This window comes from Leptolyngbya sp. Heron Island J, from assembly GCF_000482245.1.
In the GTDB taxonomy this organism is placed as follows: domain Bacteria; phylum Cyanobacteriota; class Cyanobacteriia; order Phormidesmidales; family Phormidesmidaceae; genus Leptothoe.
Map to the genome: position 1 here is coordinate 78,768 of NZ_AWNH01000008.1, position 19,732 is coordinate 98,499.

Annotated in this window: 14 protein-coding genes and 1 CRISPR repeat array; of the genes, 4 read left to right on the plus strand and 10 right to left on the minus strand. The window is 46.1% G+C overall.

The genetic code is table 11. From position 1 onward, the window contains the following. Positions 1-14 precede the first annotated feature (14 nt). The 4 genes from N836_RS72715 to N836_RS72720 are packed head-to-tail and all read right to left on the minus strand — an operon-like array spanning position 15 to position 8,599. A complete protein-coding gene (locus tag N836_RS72715) occupies positions 15-2,819 on the minus strand; it encodes an ATP-binding protein (RefSeq protein ID WP_023070404.1) in 2,805 nt (934 codons plus the stop codon). Between the two features lie 8 nt (positions 2,820-2,827). Next, entirely contained in the window at positions 2,828-3,211 is a 384-nt protein-coding gene (locus tag N836_RS41455; RefSeq protein WP_023070405.1) for a response regulator transcription factor, read from the minus strand. Between the two features lie 57 nt (positions 3,212-3,268). Then, entirely contained in the window at positions 3,269-6,298 is a 3,030-nt protein-coding gene (locus tag N836_RS0136810) for a response regulator (protein ID WP_023070406.1), read from the minus strand. Between the two features lie 60 nt (positions 6,299-6,358). Continuing rightward, positions 6,359-8,599, minus strand: coding sequence for a GAF domain-containing sensor histidine kinase (locus N836_RS72720; RefSeq protein ID WP_023070407.1), 2,241 nt, complete (start codon positions 8,597-8,599; stop codon positions 6,359-6,361). A gap of 781 nt (positions 8,600-9,380) precedes the next feature. Here N836_RS72720 and N836_RS41460 point away from each other — a divergent pair. Continuing rightward, positions 9,381-10,775: an HTTM domain-containing protein gene (locus tag N836_RS41460; protein WP_023070408.1), complete on the plus strand. Its 1,395-nt coding sequence runs from the start codon at positions 9,381-9,383 to the stop codon at positions 10,773-10,775. A gap of 556 nt (positions 10,776-11,331) precedes the next feature. Beyond that, positions 11,332-12,310: direct repeats of the CRISPR family, unit length 37 nt; unit sequence GTCACAATCAACCACTTCCCCTAACGGGGATTGAAAC. A gap of 165 nt (positions 12,311-12,475) precedes the next feature. Here N836_RS41460 and N836_RS41465 read toward each other — a convergent pair. Beyond that, positions 12,476-13,108 (minus strand): Vat family streptogramin A O-acetyltransferase, encoded by a 633-nt coding sequence (locus N836_RS41465; protein WP_023070409.1) that lies wholly within the window; start codon positions 13,106-13,108, stop codon positions 12,476-12,478. A gap of 209 nt (positions 13,109-13,317) precedes the next feature. Between N836_RS41465 and N836_RS41470 the strand changes: the two genes are divergently transcribed. Beyond that, positions 13,318-14,463: an MSMEG_0565 family glycosyltransferase gene (locus N836_RS41470; RefSeq protein ID WP_036052101.1), complete on the plus strand. Its 1,146-nt coding sequence runs from the start codon at positions 13,318-13,320 to the stop codon at positions 14,461-14,463. Here N836_RS41470 and N836_RS41475 read toward each other — a convergent pair. Further along, entirely contained in the window at positions 14,408-15,703 is a 1,296-nt protein-coding gene (locus tag N836_RS41475; RefSeq protein WP_023070411.1) for an amidohydrolase family protein, read from the minus strand. The genes N836_RS41470 and N836_RS41475 overlap by 56 nt on opposite strands. Before the next feature lie 139 nt (positions 15,704-15,842). On the opposite strand from N836_RS41475, the gene N836_RS41480 reads away from it, so the two are divergent. Then, positions 15,843-16,127 (plus strand): MSMEG_0570 family nitrogen starvation response protein, encoded by a 285-nt coding sequence (locus N836_RS41480; protein ID WP_023070412.1) that lies wholly within the window; start codon positions 15,843-15,845, stop codon positions 16,125-16,127. Positions 16,128-16,190: 63 nt separating this feature from the next. On the opposite strand, the gene N836_RS41485 is transcribed toward N836_RS41480, so the two are convergent. After that, on the minus strand, positions 16,191-16,505 hold the full coding sequence (locus N836_RS41485) for an ArsR/SmtB family transcription factor (protein WP_023070413.1): 315 nt from the start codon (positions 16,503-16,505) through the stop codon (positions 16,191-16,193). Positions 16,506-16,736: 231 nt separating this feature from the next. On the opposite strand from N836_RS41485, the gene N836_RS41490 reads away from it, so the two are divergent. Continuing rightward, positions 16,737-17,084, plus strand: a complete 348-nt coding sequence (locus N836_RS41490) for a hypothetical protein (protein WP_023070414.1) — start codon at positions 16,737-16,739, stop codon at positions 17,082-17,084. Between the two features lie 58 nt (positions 17,085-17,142). Here the strand turns inward: N836_RS41490 and N836_RS72725 are convergent, their stop codons facing one another. From N836_RS72725 to N836_RS41500, 3 genes are all read right to left on the minus strand, one after another. Next, positions 17,143-18,267: a caspase family protein gene (locus N836_RS72725; RefSeq protein WP_023070415.1), complete on the minus strand. Its 1,125-nt coding sequence runs from the start codon at positions 18,265-18,267 to the stop codon at positions 17,143-17,145. Beyond that, on the minus strand, positions 18,231-18,965 hold the full coding sequence (locus tag N836_RS41495) for a hypothetical protein (RefSeq protein ID WP_023070416.1): 735 nt from the start codon (positions 18,963-18,965) through the stop codon (positions 18,231-18,233). The genes N836_RS72725 and N836_RS41495 overlap by 37 nt, the downstream gene beginning before the upstream one ends. A 275-nt stretch (positions 18,966-19,240) precedes the next feature. After that, positions 19,241-19,591 (minus strand): DUF1257 domain-containing protein, encoded by a 351-nt coding sequence (locus tag N836_RS41500; protein ID WP_023070417.1) that lies wholly within the window; start codon positions 19,589-19,591, stop codon positions 19,241-19,243. Positions 19,592-19,732: the final 141 nt, after the last annotated feature.

Sequence of the window (19,732 nt, forward strand, 5' to 3'; positions counted from 1 at the left end):
CGGCTCTATTGGGCTTATTCAACCTCATCCCAGGTTTGTTCCGATGCTTTGATAGAGTCAGGGTTTGAGTCTTCTATCATGATCACAAAAATAGTTTCCAGACCATTAGAGAATCGCAGGGTATTGACCAGATCATGGTCAATGGAAATAGCTGAATCAACAATGATCATATCGGGCTGGAGTGAGAGTGCTTTCTCAATGCCTTCTTTACCCGTAGTTGCTGCAGTCACGGTATAGCCGCTGGAGAGTAGCAACTCTGTCAAATTTTTAGTGGTAGACACATCCATGTCAACAACAAGTATTTTGCGATTGGATGTTCCTTGATCCAATAAGGTTTTAATATCGTACAGCAATAGTTCCGTATCAATCGGCTTGGTCAGATAGCGATCGATCCCTAAACGATAGCCCCGCTCTTGATCTTGAATAATAGAGAGAATAATCGTAGGAATTCCCATAGTGGCCGGGTTATGCTTAAGCACAGCCGCCAGGTCAAACCCATTGATTGTTGGCATCATCACATCTAGGATAATCAAATCCGGCGGGTCTGCCTTAATTTGATTGAGACCATCCACACCGTCCTTAGCCGTTTTAACTCGATAGCCTGCAGCCTCTAGTTCCTGGCGCAACAGCTGACGAATATGTAACTCATCATCCACCACTAAAATTGTTTTATGGGACTTGTCCGTTGGCGTAACTGCTCGGTCCACATTTTCTTTTAATTGTTGCACCAGAGATTGTAAATTGCCATGGGTGATGCTTGCTGTTTCCCGATCTACTATAGGTAAGGTAAATGAGAATTTACTGCCTTCACCTAAGGTACTCTCAGCCCAAATACGGCCCTGATGATGTTCAATAATTTGTTTACAGATCGGTAACCCTAAGCCGGTTCCTTTGGGTTTATTGGTCATTACTTCACCCACCTGGGTGAATTTCTCAAACACTTTGTCGAGATCGTTCTCTGAAAGGCCAATACCTGTATCAATGATACTGATAATTACTTCGTCATCTTGCTGATAGGCATGGCAGGTAACAGATCCCTGATCGGTAAATTTAATCGCGTTGGCCAGCAGGTTAATTAATACTTGGATTAAGCGGTTGCGATCGCACATCACCCCTGGCAGTCCAGGTTCAATGTCACAGAGCATCTCCAAACCGCTGTTTTGCACCAGCACCGATGTCGCTGAAATAGCCTGATCAATAATCTCTAGAACCGATATAGCCTGAATATTCCACTCAAGTTTACCCGCCTCAATTTTAGAGATGTCTAACACATCATTAATCAATGAGGTTAAACGTTCTCCCTCAGTCACAATGATGTTTAGGTTGTTACGCACCTGACGCGCCGCTCGTCGCGTTTTGCCCGTCTCAGCACTGACAGCAGGCAAGATCACATCCTCTAGCTTTTTTTGAATCAGCTTGGCAAACCCTAACACCGATGTTAGCGGCGTCCGCAACTCATGGGAAACCGTAGAAAGAAAATCAGTCTTCATTTGATCAACTTCTTTCTCAGCGGTAATATCACGAATTAAAACAACAGATCCATTAGCCTGTAAGGGCTCTATCTTAGAGGTTGTTTCTCGGTCAGGGGTAATGGCCGTGACAAGCGCCTGACCCACACGATCGTCCAATAAGTTGACTTCAACACTCAGATTTATCTCCGGGGCTTGCTGGTTCTGAATAATCAGCTCAGTAATGGATGGATCAAAAAGTGATTGCATTGGCTGGCCCTGTAGCACATCCCCATGGAATCTAAACATCTTTTTTAGAGCCGGGTTCACACGGGTAATCATGCCTTGGGAGTCAATGACTAATAGACCATCACCCAGGTTATCAATGATGGCATTGAGTTCCTGGGCCTGATTTTCCAAATCCTTCTGGGTCATTCTCAGCGCGTTAGTATAGCTACCGACCCACTCAATCAGCTGATTGAGGGACTGGGCTAAACTACCGATTTCATCATCGTTGACTGCCCCGGCGCGCAGGTTGAAATTTTCATCCCGTGTCACCTGTAGGGCCGTTTCTTCCACGGCCCGCAGCGGTCGACTGATGGTGTGGCTGATGAGATAGGCTAGCAAACTAGCCAAGAGCAGTGAGAGTGCAACACTAATAGAAACTACCTGAATCTGCAGTCGAGAAGATTCTCGAATAATCTCTCTAGCCTCTCGCAGCTCGTCCTCTTCAATAAAATCAGCAAGATCGGCAAGTTCACCAGCAAACTGTTCTAGCCTGAGGGCAGCCGAGCGGCGGTTCAAATCAATAAACTCTTGACGTGCCACCAACAGATTTCTATCCTGTAGCTCATTCAAATCAAGACTGTCGACAAACTGCTCAACATCTTGAATATTCTCTGCAACAACCCCGTCATAGCTATCAATCAGATTATCTAAAAATTCGAGTTCCTCATCGGTTTCTTCGACGCCTGCTGCCAAATCGTCATCATACTGTCGCAACAATTTAGACCAATCTTCTTGAAAGTCATTGCCACTACTCCGATAGAGATCGTAGTTGACCAGAAACTGGTCTGGATTTTCGAGCCAGGTAATCAGCTGGCGTTCATAGGCAATAAATCGATTGAGCGATTTTTCTAAATTTCTCAGACTAAGAATCTCTTCAACAGCATCTTCATTACCCCGATGAGCTTCAGCGGCATAACGCCGAGATAGGCTAATACCGATACCCGTTCCAGCTACAACAATACCGACAATCAGAGCGTATCCCAAGCCAATCTTTTGGATGACCTTGAGTTGGCGTAAGTGGCCTTTGAGCCAGACTGGCAGCATGCCAGGGAAGGCATTAGATGACAAGGGTTGGCGATTCATAGGGCGTTCTACAGAGCAAGAGCTAAAACTTCTGCAGCTTTTTCTAATATCTCATCAGGGTCAAAGGGCTTTGTCATGTACAAATTTGCTCCCACTTCTCGACCCTGTTTTTGGTCAAATTCTTGCCCCTTAGCTGTCAGCATGATGATGTAGGTCCCCTGAAGCGCGGCATTTTGCTTAACGGTTTGACACACCTCAAATCCGTTCATTTTAGGCATCATCACATCTAGAAAGACGAGATCAGGCTGCTCAGAACGAATCATCTCCAATGCATCTACACCATTAGTTGCCGTCAGTAATTCCACTCCCTCATCTTCCAAATCCTCTAAGATTTGTTCCATCAAAACGCGGATATGTACTTCATCATCAACAATTAAGATCGTTTTATTCATACAATTACTCCCGTAGGCCCTAGGGTCATAACAAAAAAATACATGTCAGTGGCTATCTTATCCAGAACTTTCAGGAATCTCAGTCTGGGCATGTTTTACCATAATAATGAAGATATTTTCTAAACCATTTTCAAAGCGTAGGGTGTTGACAAGGTCGTGGTCCATCGAAATGGCCGAATCGACGATCAACATATCGGGTTTGAGGGCCAGAGCTTTTTCGATGCCATCTTTGCCAGTCGTTGCTTTGGTGACGGCATAGCCTTTGGAAACCAAAACCTCGGTTAGGGTTTTGGTAGTGGAGATATCAATATCGACAACGAGCACCTGACGGTTGGATGTACCCTGGTCTAATAAGGTTTTGACATCATGCAGCAATACCTCGGTATCAATCGGTTTACTCAAATAGCGGTCGACACCGAGGCGATAACCACGTTCTTGATCCTGGACAATGGAAACCACAATAATCGGAATTGTCATAGTGGTTGGATTGTTTTTTAGCACAGCCGTTAAATCGAAGCCATTGATGTTTGGCATCATCATGTCTAGGATAATCAGGTCAGGCGGCGTCATTTTGATCTGATTGAGGGCATCCATGCCGTCTTGAGCGATTTGGACTCGATATCCAGCCGTTTCTAATTCCTGGCGTAAAAGCTGACGAATGTGGGGCTCATCATCAACAACCAAAATTGTCTTCTGGGAGGTATCGGCTGCAGTTGTTGAGGCCACACTCAGCTGTACCTTTTCTTTAAGCTGTTGCACCAAAGCTCGCAAATTAATATTGTCTGGCTGAGGTGCTATCAGGTTGTTCAGAGGTAGGGTGACGGTAAAGGTGCTACCCTGACCCAGGGCGCTTTCGGCCCAAATTCGACCACCGTGGTGTTCGATAATTTGTTTACAAATAGGCAAACCTAACCCGGTGCCCTTGGGTTTATCAGTCATGATTTTGCCGACCTGGGTAAATTTCTCGAATACTTTTTCAAGATCGTCTGCTGCCAGACCGATGCCTGTGTCAATCACGCTAATGGAGATCTCGGCATCTTGACGACGGACAAAACAGGTAATCGAGCCTTTAGGGGTAAATTTGATCGCGTTGGATAAAAGATTAATTAACACTTGAATTAAACGATTGCGATCGCACAGCACCGCTGGCAGACCTGGCTCAATATCCTGAATAATCTCTAACCCACTATTTTCAGCCAGTACCGATGTGGCAGCAATTGCCCGCTCAACAATCTCGGCAACAGCGATAGGCTCCATATTCCATTCAATTTTACCCGCCTCAATTTTAGAAATATCGAGCACATCATTGATCAGCGAAGTCAAACGCTCCCCTTCAGATACGATAATGCCAAGATTCTCCCGTACCTGACGCACTGCTCGTTCAGTTTTTTTAGTCTCAACCTGGACTGCAGGTAACACTAAATCTTCTAACTTTTTCTGAATCAGTTTGGCAAAACCCAGCACTGACGTTAGCGGCGTCCGCAGTTCATGGGACACGGTGGAGATAAAATCAGTTTTCATCTGGTCTACCTCTTTCTCAGCCGTAATGTCACGGATCAGCACAATGGAATCAAAAGTACCACCAGGAATAACATCAGCAGCATCCTTTGCCACAGCTGTGACTAACGCCTGACCAATGCCCTGATTAGGCAGCTCAACATCGGTGATTAAGAGTTGGGTCGGATCAGTCTGATTACGAGCAATCAGCTGTGATAAATCGGCATTAAAAACAGCATGACAAGGTTGTCCCAAAACAGATTGGCGATGCAAATTAAACATATTAATCAGCATGGGGTTGCTACGAATAATAATGCCTGCTGCATCAATTACCAACAAGCCATCACCCAGGTTATCAATGATGGCATTGAGCTGCCCCGTACGCTCTTGCACCCGTTGTTCCAGGCTTTCCTGACTTTGTTTCAGTTCTTTAGTGTATTGCCCCACAGAACTGATTAACTGATTTAGAGAACTGGCTAACAGACCAATTTCATCCTGGCTATTTACCTGAGCCCGAGTCGTGAAATCTCCTCCCTGGGTCACCTGTCGGGCTACGCGAGTGAGATGCTGAATTGGTCGAATGGCCCGGTTAGCCACATAGGCTGTAATGGCTCCTACCAAAACCGCTGCCATGCCAGTGCCCACGACAAAAATCCTGAGCAGCTGATATTGAGGGGCAAAGGCAACAGCTGTATCCGCCGTCAGCAGGGCTCCAATAGGTGGAGAATTAAACGTGTCACTGAGATAGACAGGACTATAGGAGATCAGCTGTTGTCGATTGTCTTCTTGAGCATTGCCAAAGATATCAGCCCTGGAGTGCCCAGTTTGCACCCTATCCATTAAACCTGGGTAGTAACTCTCAACAGATTGAGCCAGATAATCCTGTCGGGCACTGGCAAAAATTAGACCGTCTGCATCAAGCAAATGCCATACTCGTTTATGACTCTCAAACAGGTCAAACAAGTCACTAATGTGATGCCCTGGGACCCGAGCTCTAATAATATAGACCGTGTCGTCTGTCGCCACGTCCTTCACTGGCACAGCATATTCAACTCGTAATAAACCGGAGCTAGAAGAAAGCCCCGGTCCGTTCATGGTGGTTTGTCCAGTCTTTAGGGCGTCTTGAAAGTATTGACGATCGCCGTAATTCCCGACAAAAGGTTTGCCTGTTGTCGATTGCGATACAGGATTACCGTTAACGTCAAAAAGAATAACACTATCAAAGTATTGAATCGCGTTAGCAAACTCAGTTAGTAATAGCTGTTGTTTATCTGAAGATGAGCGATCGCGCAGGATTTTATCAGTCAAAATTGGATTGACGGCTAACGATTCAACCTCACGGAGGCGACTCACCAAAAACTGATCTAACGTTTCACCAATTATTTCGCTGCGCTGATGTTTTTCTTGAATAATTTGTTGGTATATGGAACGGCTGGCAAACAAATAGGCCACACTGCCCGTTAACAATACGGGCAAGGTGCCCAACGCGATCGCAAGTGCCGTCACCTTATATCGTAAACTCTGGGGTTTACGGGGAGTCGCTGCCGCTTTACGTCTAAACCATTGAGACGATAGTAAACCATTATCCATGACTGTTACCTAAACTATGCGGCATGGCGTTCCCCAAAAAGATTATCCCTGCGACAAACACTACTGTTCAGTCCCATCTTTCTGCACCGAGCGATGCACCTTGAGCGTATCTTGCTCAATCGGCAGTTCAATCACAAAGGCCGTCCCGCGACCTAGCTGAGACTGACAGACCAGGCTCCCGTTATGACGTTCGGTAATAATCTGATAGCTAATGGACAGCCCCAACCCTGTACCTTTACCCACATCTTTCGTCGTAAAGAACGGATCAAACAACTTGTTGCGAATTTTAGCCACGATGCCAGGACCATTATCACTAATCCGAATTTGGATACGGTTAGCATCAATCTGGCGGGTGTCAATGGTAATCTTAGGCGAACTGGGAAACGGAGGAACCTCCAAAACATCAATGGCATTCGCCAAAAGATTCATAAATACTTGATTAAGCTGACTGGGATAACAACTTATGGACGGTAAGTCACCGTAGTTTTTAACAATTTTAATACCCGGGAAACCATCATATGCCTTAAGACGGTGGCGCAAGATCAGTAATGTACTGTCCATACCCTCGTGAACATTAACCGCTTTCACATAGGCTTGGTCTAAACGTGCAAAATTCTTCAAAGACAGCACAATATCGCGGATGCGCTCCGTGCCCACGGTCATACTGTTTAAGGTCTCAGGCAAGTCTTTTAGCAAAAAGGGTAAATCTATGTTCTCCACAGCCATCTTTAAATCCGCAGAAGGAGAGTGGCATTCCAGCTGGTACAGTTTCACCATGTCGACCAGATCCTGGGTGTATTGCTGCACAAATTCCAGATTGCCATAGATAAACGTGACAGGATTATTAATCTCATGGGCTACCCCAGCCATCATCTGACCAATGCCAGACATTTTTTCACTTTGGATCAGCTGTAGCTGGGTTTGTTGCAGGGCTTCCAGGGTGGTTTCCAGTTGTTGTGCTTTGTCCTGGGCTAACTGAGCCGCATGGCGACTCTGGTCATAAAGTTCTGCTTGATCGAGGGCAATTGCTAGCTGATTAGTGACCGCCTCCAGGAGATCAACTTCGTTGTCACTCCAGGCGCGAGGCTCCTGACTGGTACCGCAACAGATCGTTCCAATGTGTCCAGCGCGAGTCCGCACAGGAATTGCCAACAGAGATGCAAAGTCGTGGGTGTGCAAAAATGTTTTAGTGGCACCATCTGCTAACTCATGCACATCATTAATCTGCACTAATGGCTGCTGACCAAACCACTGGGCTAACTCACCGATAACACTTGCCCGATACTCTCCCACCAGAGGAGGCAGGTGGCTACGCTTGGATTCGGTAACAATTTCTAGGCCACACATGCTGGGGGACAATGAACAATCATCACCGGGCGTACTGTCTGATCCAGACTCAGTTTGCACCCAAAGAAAACAGCATCGCTCTACATTCAAGGTGCGATAGATTTCACCCACCGCTGTAGTCAGAATGATATCTAATTCCAAAGATTCTCGAATCTGGCTGGAGAGACGAAAAATCAAATCGTTCTGACGGCTTTCTTTTAGCTGCCGCTCATGGAGCAGCGCATTGATCACCCCAGCCACCTGAAATGCCATGGTGGTCAGTAGCTTGAGGTCTTCGGCACTGTAGGGCTTGGCAACAGAACGGCTAAGTGAGATCGCACCGATCGTCGCTTCCTTACTTTTTAGTGGCACGCACATCAACGCCGCCTTTTGCGTCATTTGGGAGCGGTCATCAGCGGCCAAATCATTAACAATCTCACCTCGTCCAACCTGGACAATGCCGCCAATAATATCGCTACCCAGCGGAATAGCTGTCGGGAACAGCTCCTCCTCACCAAAGCTCGCAATCCGCTCCAGCACTTCCGTATCCTGCAATAGTAGCAAGGTACCCTGACTAGACTTCAGCAGATGGCGAGCCTCCTCTAGCACTAGGGAAGCCACCTCCTGAATATCTGAACTATCAATTATTTTTTCCGATAGCTTAAATAGTAGGGAAATTTCCTTATATTTACCGATCAGTTCCTGGGCCAGCGATCGTTTCTCAGCTTCCCGATAGATCAGTTGAGAAATCAGATTAGCAATCACCTGGGCGTTTTGATCACCCCTGACCCAGCCTAAAATCTGTCCATTCAAATCGATTGGGTAGCGGCTGCCACCGTTATCCTCGGTATTGCCCAGTAAGCACTCGCCATCCGGCGTTTCAACACTGACATTAGAGGCTGTGGCATTGATCACATCCTGAATCAGTGAGTATTCATTTCTTAGAACGATTTTTTTAAAGTCGATACTCACCATGAAAGGGGACATCCCTGCACGTTTTTGCCTCTAGCCTTAGCCGTTTGGAAACCAGTTTAGCCATGGGATCGGCTTACTTAGAGGGTATTTTAAAGGTAGCATCTAGCACCAGATTAGCCCCTCTAGCCTCCCAAGTTTAGGGGAGAGCGCTCTCAAAGTCCCCCAACGTTGGGGGATCTAGGTGGCTAACCAACTCATTTAGTCCGTTTCATACAACCCCTTAGCATGATAATCCACACTTTCTAAGAATTCCCGATCATCAGGACATCAGTAGCAGACTACTTAAATCTACGCTGAGATTTTCTTATTTTCTATACCTGTTCACCACCGCCCGCAGGAAAATTATTAAACATCAAGGTTACAAATTTTTCCTAAGTATCCAGTTAATTATCCGGACCCTATTCCGGACCTTATTAAGAGATTTATAAGTTCACCCAAAAACAAACTGCAGTCACGAATTTTAAGCTCATTATTCACCTCAGATTTGCCATTCTTTGAGTTATTTTTATATCAATCAGCCATGATGTGTGCATTGCTAAGTAGATAGCCGCAAGTAAACGTCCCTGACACCGCTGGTTTCGACACCGCTCAACCAGCTAATTGAGAGAAGGTGAAGGCTGAGGCTGCAACGGTTCGGCTGCGACGGTGAGCTCGGCCGAACCGCTCAGCCGAACTGCGGAGTCGACGCCCGGATTGATGGACAGTTTTATCTATTTACTTATCAAGCTGGCGTTCAATAATTGCTGGGCTATAAAGGTAACGAGCCCGATATACACTGTCCATGGTAAAACTACCTAAAATCTATCACCCCAAGACCTGCTCTCCTGTACTACAGTTTTTTAACCAGGCAGGTTGGCGATTTCTATTTGCCCCAGTGGACATCGCTATTCTCGTCTACGTTCGCATTGCGTTTGGTGGCATCATGCTTTGGGAAGTGTGGCGCTATTTTGACAAGGGTTGGATTGCTCGCTACTGGATCGACCCGATTCTTAATTTTCCCTACTTTGGCTTTGAGTGGTTCCATCCCTGGCCAGGGCAGGGAATGTACCTGCACTTTATCGGTCTGGGCATTCTGGCCAGCTTCATCGCATTAGGTTTTTGGTATCGTGCCAGTACGGTACTGTTTTTCCTAGGATTTACCTACATGTTTCTCCTGGAGAAAGCTCGGTACCTCAACCATTTTTATTTGATCTGCCTAATTAGCTTTCTACTAATTTTTATTCCCGCCCATCGTGCTTTTTCCATTGATGCCTGGCGGCGTCCTGGCATGCGGACATCAACAGCCCCTGCCTGGACCCTATGGCTTTTACGAATCCAAATCGGTATTCCTTATTTTTATGGTGGTTTAGCCAAAATTAACGGCGATTGGTTACAGGGGGAACCCATGCGCATGTGGATGGCAGAACGCATGGATTTTCCGCTGATTGGTTCGTTGTTTACTCAGGAGTGGATGGTTTATTTTCTGAGTTATGGGGGACTGTTGCTGGATGTATTGGTGGTGCCGTTTTTAGTGTGGCGACGCACGCGAGTCTATGCATTTGGGGCTTCCTTAGTCTTTCACCTGATGAATGTACAGCTATTTAATATTGGTATTTTTCCGTGGTTTATGATTGCGGCTACGGCCATCTTTTTCTCCCCTGACTGGCCTCGACGATTGGTGAAACAGCGGAGTTGCGATCGCAACCAGGCTCCACCAGCTCGCCTCACCCCGAGGCATAGGCTGATACTAACGCTGCTAGGCATTTATCTGTTTCTACAGCTAGTGCTTCCCTTCCGTCACTATCTTTATCCAGGCGATGCCAACTGGACCGAAGAAGGCCATCGGTTTGCCTGGCACATGAAGCTGAGAGATAAAAACACTGATATCAGATTTGTGATTACCAACAAGCTGGATGGTACAGTCAGCCATCTAGACCCAGACGATTTTATGCCTCGCTGGCAGGTGCGCAAGATGGCCGCTCGACCAGACATGATTTTGCAGCTTAGCCATATTATTGCTGAGGACGTTGGTGGGGCTGATCAAGACTCTATTGAAGTGAGAGCAGAAGCCTTAGCATCCCTGAATGGCCGAGAAAAACAACTGCTGATTGATCCAACCGTGGATTTGTCGAAAGAACACCAGTCGTTATTGCCAGCAGATTGGATCTTACCGTTAGAAACACCTTTGAACGAATAACTGTACTGGGTGGATGAGTGATGGGGTAACGAGATAATTATTTAAGCGCGGAAGCCTAAGCGGCCCCTGAGCGAAGTCGTTGGCATAGCCTTCCCGAAGGGAATAGGGAACGCTGGCTGATACCGTTGGCTAACTCCGTTGGAGACGCTGCGCGAACGACTTCGCTCAGCCAACGGTATCGGTGGGACAGTTATCTTTAGGGGCGTTTTAAGCGTCAGGGGTGGTCATATTTGGGTTGCCTATGGGCTGTTGCTATAGGTTATGCTGAAGGGTAGGTGAAGCGTGATCTTCTTGGTCAAAACTGCCCTGCGCGGATGGGAGGCGGTTTTGGTAACGACTCTGACTGAAGTATATGAAACCCTTGCTGCATAAGCGCTTGGTGCTTTTTGGATGTTTTTTAGGTTCGCGCAAATGCTAAAGCATAGTCAGGTCAAGGGTTTGAAGGATTAAGGGAATCTGAAAAATTGTGGTTTTACGGATATGGCGGTTAGAATATAGATGCTTCGCGCAAATGGACCTTGAAAACTTAATGCAGCCAGCGTTTCAATTGGCTGCCGTCACAATCAACCACTTCCCCTAACGGGGATTGAAACAGCTAACCGCAGATCAATACCAGCAGGATAGAGAGTCACAATCAACCACTTCCCCTAACGGGGATTGAAACAGAACTCGATGGGTAAACCCAGGTGAACGAATGCGCGTCACAATCAACCACTTCCCCTAACGGGGATTGAAACCAATACAGCAAACCCTTAGACCTGACACGGAAGGAAGTCACAATCAACCACTTCCCCTAACGGGGATTGAAACCCACTCACTGAACTCCTTGCCTCCGTTGTTGTAGACGTCACAATCAACCACTTCCCCTAACGGGGATTGAAACTCCTCATTTGGTAGCTAGCCTTGCTAATCCTTCTGTCACAATCAACCACTTCCCCTAACGGGGATTGAAACGTCGTTAGCCCGCAAGCCAAGGATAACGCAGGCCACGTCACAATCAACCACTTCCCCTAACGGGGATTGAAACTCCCTAGTAGGGCAGGTGAGTGAGTTTGAGTTACGTCACAATCAACCACTTCCCCTAACGGGGATTGAAACACGCTAAAACGTTCTAATGCCGATTGAAACTCTGCCTGTCACAATCAACCACTTCCCCTAACGGGGATTGAAACATGATTGCAAGGCGAATCGGATCACCGAGTGCTTTGTCACAATCAACCACTTCCCCTAACGGGGATTGAAACTTCTTGGCTGATAGGGTGAAATAGTTCTCAAGAAGTCACAATCAACCACTTCCCCTAACGGGGATTGAAACACCTGGCAGTTTGACACACGTTGTTACGATGTTTTAGTCACAATCAACCACTTCCCCTAACGGGGATTGAAACAATCCCACCAACCCTAAGTATCTTTTAATCAGAGGGTCACAATCAACCACTTCCCCTAACGGGGATTGAAACAACAAAGAATGTGTTTATTGCGTTTAATTCGGCTGTTCGTCACAATCAACCACTTCCCCTAACGGGGATTGAAACGAGTACTATGTAGCAGCGTAATAAGTGAGAAATAATGAGAGGTCACAAGGGTACATCTCAACTTTGCGCTAGGCATAATCACAACTTGACTTTGTCGATCATCCTAACTGGGCCACCTTTTGCATAAACACTAAGCGCTAGTAACTACGACAGCTTTTTCAGAACTCACTGACAGTTCGCCAACGCCTCAATATCTGCCCTGACAATCTTCTCCAGATTCCGCGTAATTTTTACCCCATCCCAATCCCACCAAGCAATCTCCAGCAAAGCTGCAATCACCGACGGCTCAAATCGTGGTCGAATCATTTTAGCCGGATTACCACCAACAATCGTATAAGGCTCCACATCTTTGACCACAACAGACTGGGCCGCAATAATCGCCCCATGGCCCACCTGTACCCCAGGCATAATCATCGCTTCGTGGCCAATCCAAACATCGTTGCCAACCACCGTATCGCCTTTATAAGTCACCTCATCCTCTTCAGGCGTTACCTTCTCCCAACCATGGCCAAAAATGTTAAACGGATAGGTAGAAAACCCACTCATCCGGTGGTTCGCACCATTCATAATGAACCTGACACCTCTGGCAATGGCACAAAATTTACCAATTATTAACCGATCGCCAACAAAGGGAAAATGGTATAGCACATTGCGCTCAAAGTTTTCCGAATCCTCTGGATCGTCATAATAGGTGTAGTCACCAATAATAATATTAGGATTTGACACCGTATTTTTAATAAAACAGATCTGTGGAAATCCCTCCATGGGATGCTTGTTGTTGGGGTCAGCGCCGTGCATCTATTGCTACATCCTTAAGTTATGAGCCAGTCGACTATTTTAGTCGATACTCACCCTTACGGGACAATATGCAGCAGCTGACCCTTTAAACATTGTTCGCCTCTAGAACCGGAGTTTTTCGTATTAATATCAGAGGCATTACTGATCCCTAGTACCCGATGGGAGAAAAAACGACATATCCCCTAACCTTCGCCTCGCCTCTGCCGTCTATGTCTCTGCGTATCGCTCTGCTCACCTATGCCACTAAACCCCGTGGCAGTGTCATCCATACCTTGGAACTTGCCGAAGCGCTCACTGAACTGGGTCACCAGGCTTCTGTTTTTGCCCTCGATAAAGACGGTCAGGGCTTTCATCGTCCGACGTCGTTTAAAGCCTGGCCTGTGTCTGCGACCCCTTGTAATGCAGGCATCGACCAGCTGATCCAACAACGTATTGGTGAATTTGTTAACTTTTTTCAGCATCATCCGCACCGCTACGATATCTACCACGCCCAGGACTGCCTCAGTGCCAATGCTCTAGCTATCCTCAAACAGCAGGGTCAGATTCCCCACTTTGTACGCACTGTCCACCACATCGAAGATTTTCAAAGCCCCTATCTCCAAACCTGTCAGGAGAAGTCGATCCATCAGCCTAAGCGTTGTCTTTGTGTGAGTGATGTATGGCAGCGAGTACTGGCACAAGCCTATGGCATTCAGGCTCATCGGGTCATTAACGGTGTAAGTCACCGATTCTCGGCCCAGCCCGATGGGTCCGAGGCCGCTTTAGCCAATGTCTATGGCATCGGACGTGGCCCTGTGTTTTTAACCGTCGGTGGGATTGAACCGCGCAAAAACTCCATTAATTTGCTGAAAGCGTTTTACCAGGTTAGGCAGGTGGAACCTGAGGCTCAGCTGGTGATTGCAGGTGGGGCCACGCTGTTTGACTATCAAGACTATCGGCACGAGTTTATGGAGTTAGTGGAGGCCTATAGCCTGGCCGACGGACTCGTGCTACCGGGGGTAGTACCTGATGCGGATCTACCAGCCCTCTACCGATTGGCTGATGTATTTGTATTCCCGTCTGTGCAAGAAGGGTGGGGGCTGGTGGTGTTAGAAGCGATCGCATCTGGCCTGCCAGTACTTACCTCTAACCAAGCGCCGTTTACGGAGTTTTTGTCAGAGCAGGATGCGATGTTGGTAGAGCCTGGGAATGTGGATGCGATCGCATCCGCTATGTTGACTCTACTCAATACCGATATCGCCCAAACCCTGATCGACCATAGCCGTCCTATTGTTGAGCGCTATAGCTGGCAACAATCCGCTAAGATGCACCTGGAGCTTTATGGTGAGTTAGCTGCTGAGTCAACTCAGGACTGAACCGTATGCTTTGGGCGTGAGTCTCGGCAACAATTTTTCCACCTTTAATGACGGTGCGCTCTATGGGCACCATGCTGATGGTTTCAGAAGCCGATTTGGCATTAATTAAAACCAAATCGGCAATATTACCAGGCGCAACCCCGTAGTTTTGAACACCGATAGCCTTAGCAGCAGCGGTTGTCGCCATCTCTAAACATTGAATATGGCTTTTTGCAGTCCCCAACTGCAGCGTTTGAGCCAGTAGCGTACAAATTTTTAACACATCGCCATCACCAAAGGGGGTAAACAGGTTTTGGATATTATTGGTAGCGACACCAACGGTAACGCCATAATTCATTAGTGTATGAATCGGAGCCACCCCGCGTCGTACATTGTGTGTATCTTTACGCCCCATCATATAAAGATCGGTAGCAGGCAACGCCAAAATTGAAATGCCCGCATCACACAGCATTACAGCCATTTCCTGTAAAGCCGGAGGAGGCAGACCAGCCAGTTTTGTCATATGCCCTAAACAAACACGCCCCTGCCAACCTCGCTTTAAGGTTTCTGCGACAACTGTAGGTAACAACAATGGTGCATCATCATCCAAAAAATCTAGATGAAAATCAACATCGCAGTCAAACTCCTGGGCCAGGTCAAAAATGATGCGAATATTTTGTTCAGGCTCTGGATCGACATAGGGGGCAGACCCAATCACATCCCCTCCCAGGGTCATCGCCCGTTGCAGCAAGTCAACCGTACCCGGCTGATTGGTAATCCCTTCCTGGGCAAAGACCGCCAGCTGTAGCGTTAGGCCCCAGGCATATTCTTGCTTGAGCGGCACCAATGCCTCCATCGCCGTGAGCTGCAGCATCGGGTCAACTTCTACATGGCTGCGCATTAGGGTGGTGCCAAAGCTAATCTCGCGTTCGATCACCTCACGAGCACGGCATTGAATATCCTCAACGGTAAAGCCGCGTTTAAGGTTGCCCGTTTCTGTTAGGGCTTCTTGAAACGTACCGGTTTGGGCAGGATGCTGAGCTAGTAACAACGCTTTGTCTAAATGCAGGTGCCCATCAACCAGGCCGGGCATCACCAGTCTACCTTTCGCATTTAGGGTGAGCTGGGCCTCGGCCTCTATTTGGGGTGCAACCTCAGTGATGACGCCGCCTTCCATGGCGATTGACCAGCGCCCATCCTGACCAGTAAGGGCAGCGTCAACAATTTTTAGCGTTGTTGCTACATTTGATACTTTATCCATCCCTGATTTCAGCTGTTAATGGTCTAGCAAGACTTCACTCCGGTCGAGCCTGTTATCAGAGTGAAATCGCAGTTTCCGCTATAGTATAGATTGATATCAATCACAGTCCACCAGCTACACTCAACCTCCCCCAAGCACCATGCCTGAGATCCGATTTCAGATTCAGTGGCCAGATGGTCAGCAGGAAAGCTGTTACTCCCCTTCATTAGTCGTTAAAGATTACTTTCAGGTAGGTGAGTCTTACACCATTACTGAATTTCTCAACCGGTCTCGCGAATCGCTTCAAATTGCCAGCGATCGGGTTAAAGCTAAATATGGTTTTCCCTGTAGTTTGGCCCTAGGACAGCTACAAAAAATTGAAGATGCCGCTCAACAGTATCTGAAACAACCTGACAGTAAGGTCACCGTTTTACAATTTAAGTAGCAGAGAATACAGAAACTCCCTAGATCCCCATCAAGACCTCAGCTCTTTTCTTTGCTAACCCCGCTAGTCTGGACAGATGCGGGCGGGCAAGATGGGGCTCAACCGTCGGAACTCAGATAAATATTGCTCTAACACCACAAACTGTGGCAAGTTCAGCCGATAGTAAATCCAGCGTCCTTCTTGCCTGCCCTGGATGAGTCCTGCTTCGCGCAGGGTTTTCAGGTGAAAGGAAAGCTTAGAGGCACTAATGCCTAAATGGTTGGCAATATCGCAGGCGCATAGTTCGCGATCGCGCAATAGCTCAATCACCTGTAAGCGATAAGGTTCTGAAAATGCCTGAAAAAGCGGCAAAACATCTGTTGAAATAGCTGCTGCCATAACCCTTATTAGATTTATCAGTGATCATAGCCCTTTAGAAGAAGACTTAACCACTAGCCGATCTAATCGATCATAAAAGGTATGACTCTACACATTACCTGAACCACACATTTCATGCAGAACCATATACCACATCATTGCTTAATAAAATTTAAAGATTTATTATTCCTGTTATGAAGATGTGAACTCAGGAAATTGAAGTGCCCTGTATTCTTATAAAAGGACTTCAGCATGTTTAAGAAAGACTTTAAGGTCGGCAGAAAGCTCTTATTAGGGGCTGTTGTTATTTCAGTAATTTCATTGGGTTGCAGTAGTTCCGAAGACGTTGAAATACTCCAATCTGGTACATTTGGTGGCCCGCCAGCATTGAAAGTATCGATGTTTGATGCGAAGAACCCAGATCCAACAGAAGCGGGTGAGATTCTCCTAGCTCAAATTGGAACAGATGTAATTTTTCAGGAAGAATATCCTGATGGGAAGTGGGTCAAAGTTGAAATACGCAATATGAAGCTTTGGGTTGACAAAGGTAGTTTGCAGTGTACAGAGTTTAACTTGGGGCATTCTTGCACCCTCAAATAAGTAAAGAAAATTAGTTAGAGGAATCCGTGCGTCTACCCTCAGAGACTCTTTGTCTTCTTCATTTGGAACGTGTAATCGGTATACCAATCCAATCACATACTTTTGCCTCTGGAGCATACTCAATGGTAGTTGAATGATATCTTGCTCTAACCCAAGAATTGTTGGGTCCGCCAACTCTCCATTTATAGTTTAAGGTCTGACATCCCCATTTTGTAAACAGATAAGACAGGCTTAGAAATACAGCCAGAGCATACATTGGTATCTTAAACCGTCTAACTATTCCATTTAGAAAAGTTTGACTTCTAGCAGCTCCACTATGGATAAGCGTATTCATGAGCAACCTTGTATTATTAGAAAAGTTTGTTGTTTCAAGAATTCGAATGTTCTCTCCCCCCTGTTCTGTGTATATTTCGGGCTTTAATGTAGAAAACTGAGTTTGAATTTTCTGTTTGACATATTGATGCAGCTCATTTACAGATCCTTTACCCTTACACATACCTTCAATTAGACAACGCGTATAGGGAGATAGATCGGAAGTCATGCCACTGAAGGAGAGCTGGGTGGCACCAGATGAACTAAGAATTACTCGACCTTTTCCACCAAGTTGACTACGAATATCAACAGACGTATCATCCTTTGCTACAAACCCTTGAGGAAAAGCACCACTGAAACAACAATCTAGAATAATAACCTGGCGCTTTGACCGACACTCATTCATCAAATTATGAACAAAACTAGCTGATATAACAGAAGAGTCTATCAGGTTTCCATAGGAGTCTTTAGATGCACTTTTAGCACCCAGATATAATTTGTTGTTAATATCCTTAAAGCCGTGGCCAGAAAAGTATAAAAGCACCAAATCATTTTCACCACGATTTGCAAACAGCTCATACATGGCTTGTTGCATCTGAGATGAATCGGGATTCTCAAGTAATGGTAAAACTTGGTCAAACTTGCCAAGGGATGGAGCAGAGAGTACAGTCTGCATCGCTTGAGCGTCTTTAACTGCCCCAGGGAGCTCTGCAAAACCGGAGTCATACTCACTGACACCAACTAGTAAGGCAACTTTGCTAACGCTTGACGGTGCTGAATTAGCAGCATGCTGCCACGACTCTGCTGAAGAATTAGATGATAGAGCCGTGGCGGCTACTTTCCCGGCAGCTTTGCTTTTACCTTCTCCCAAAATGCTTTAACATCAAATCCGGTGCCTAGTTCTACCTCACTCTCATATTCAACAGCAGGCAAAAAGGGTAATAACTGAGGAATTAAAGGAACCGCCACCTTTAGCCGATGTCTGAAACTGGCCTCTGGCGAATTCATAATCCCTAAGACAGCCTCGGCATCATCTCCAGATAAGGAAGGAATATGCTGCTGCAGGTCTGCCAGCATAGTTTTCATCTCTGAGTCTGATAGTTGATTAGCCTCTATTCCATCTAGAAGTAACCTGACTAAGGTAGTTTGATTTTTATTGAAATTCTCTGTTATCGATGCAATGACCTCCCTCTCATTATCTTTGTAATGATTGAGAAGAATTTCTCGTGACTTAATGAGTTCAGCATGGATAGCACGATGAGCATTTTTTATTTCTCGCTGTCCCACCAGTAGGGAATCTAATCTGTCATCTATCTCATCTAACCGGCTACTAACTTGCTCCTGTTCAGCACTTGATTTATCAGTCAGCTTTGTGACAAGTGACTCATATTCGATCTGATAACGACTGGCACGCTTTCGAATTTCTTTAATATCCTGTTTAAACCTACGTTTATCAAGCGGATCCCTGGATAAACGTAGCGCATCCTCAAAATCCTTTAGAAGTTCATAATCTTCACTGATATTATCATCCAGGTCTTTTATTCTTTGCTCCAGCACTGAAGGTTTCATCAAATTACTTTCAAGAAGCTACAGGTAGATGATTAAGTACTGAATAACGCATATTATCAAAGTAACAAAAGAATCAGGCATACTACAAGAGTAGTAACGGCTTTGATATATCTAAGTTAGCTAGTTTTAATAAAATTTTATATTTTTCGTACTGATTTAGTGATTTTCAGTATCTGCAGGCTCTTTCTCGTTGGATAACCAATAAAAAAGCTGGCTCTCATTGAGCCAGCTTAAACACTGCGCGGGAACGCGTATAGGAAGCAGCAGTAGTCTTGCTACTGAAGTACAAGCTTCACGTTTGCGTTCTGCAACCCAGGGCGCTTAACCTCGGACAGAGTACGATTAACCGCATACTTCTGGTTAATAGAATTGATTAGCTCAGTCTGGTTATGCTTCTTAGCAACACCCCAAAGGTCAGCAATCAGATCAAAGGAGCCATCAGCATTGCGGGACCAGCCCAGATCATACTCACCTTCTAGAACAGCTACGATGTCAGCACGCACGCGCTGGCCATTGTAACCACGAACATCAGCATCAGTCTTAACCGAGATACCGAGGTCCTTCAAAGAAGAAGTAAGAATTTCAGCTTCAGTGATCTTAGTGCGTAGAGTACTAAAGTGTGACATTGGTGTTTCCTCCAGTAGGAAATGAGAGATACAAAACTAGTTCGTCGATCAAAAAACGCAAAGCCAATAGATTAACAAATTTGGGATTGTTATTTGCTAAGCCATTGCCTCAAAACTGCTAACCCTGAGGTTAGCCCCTTG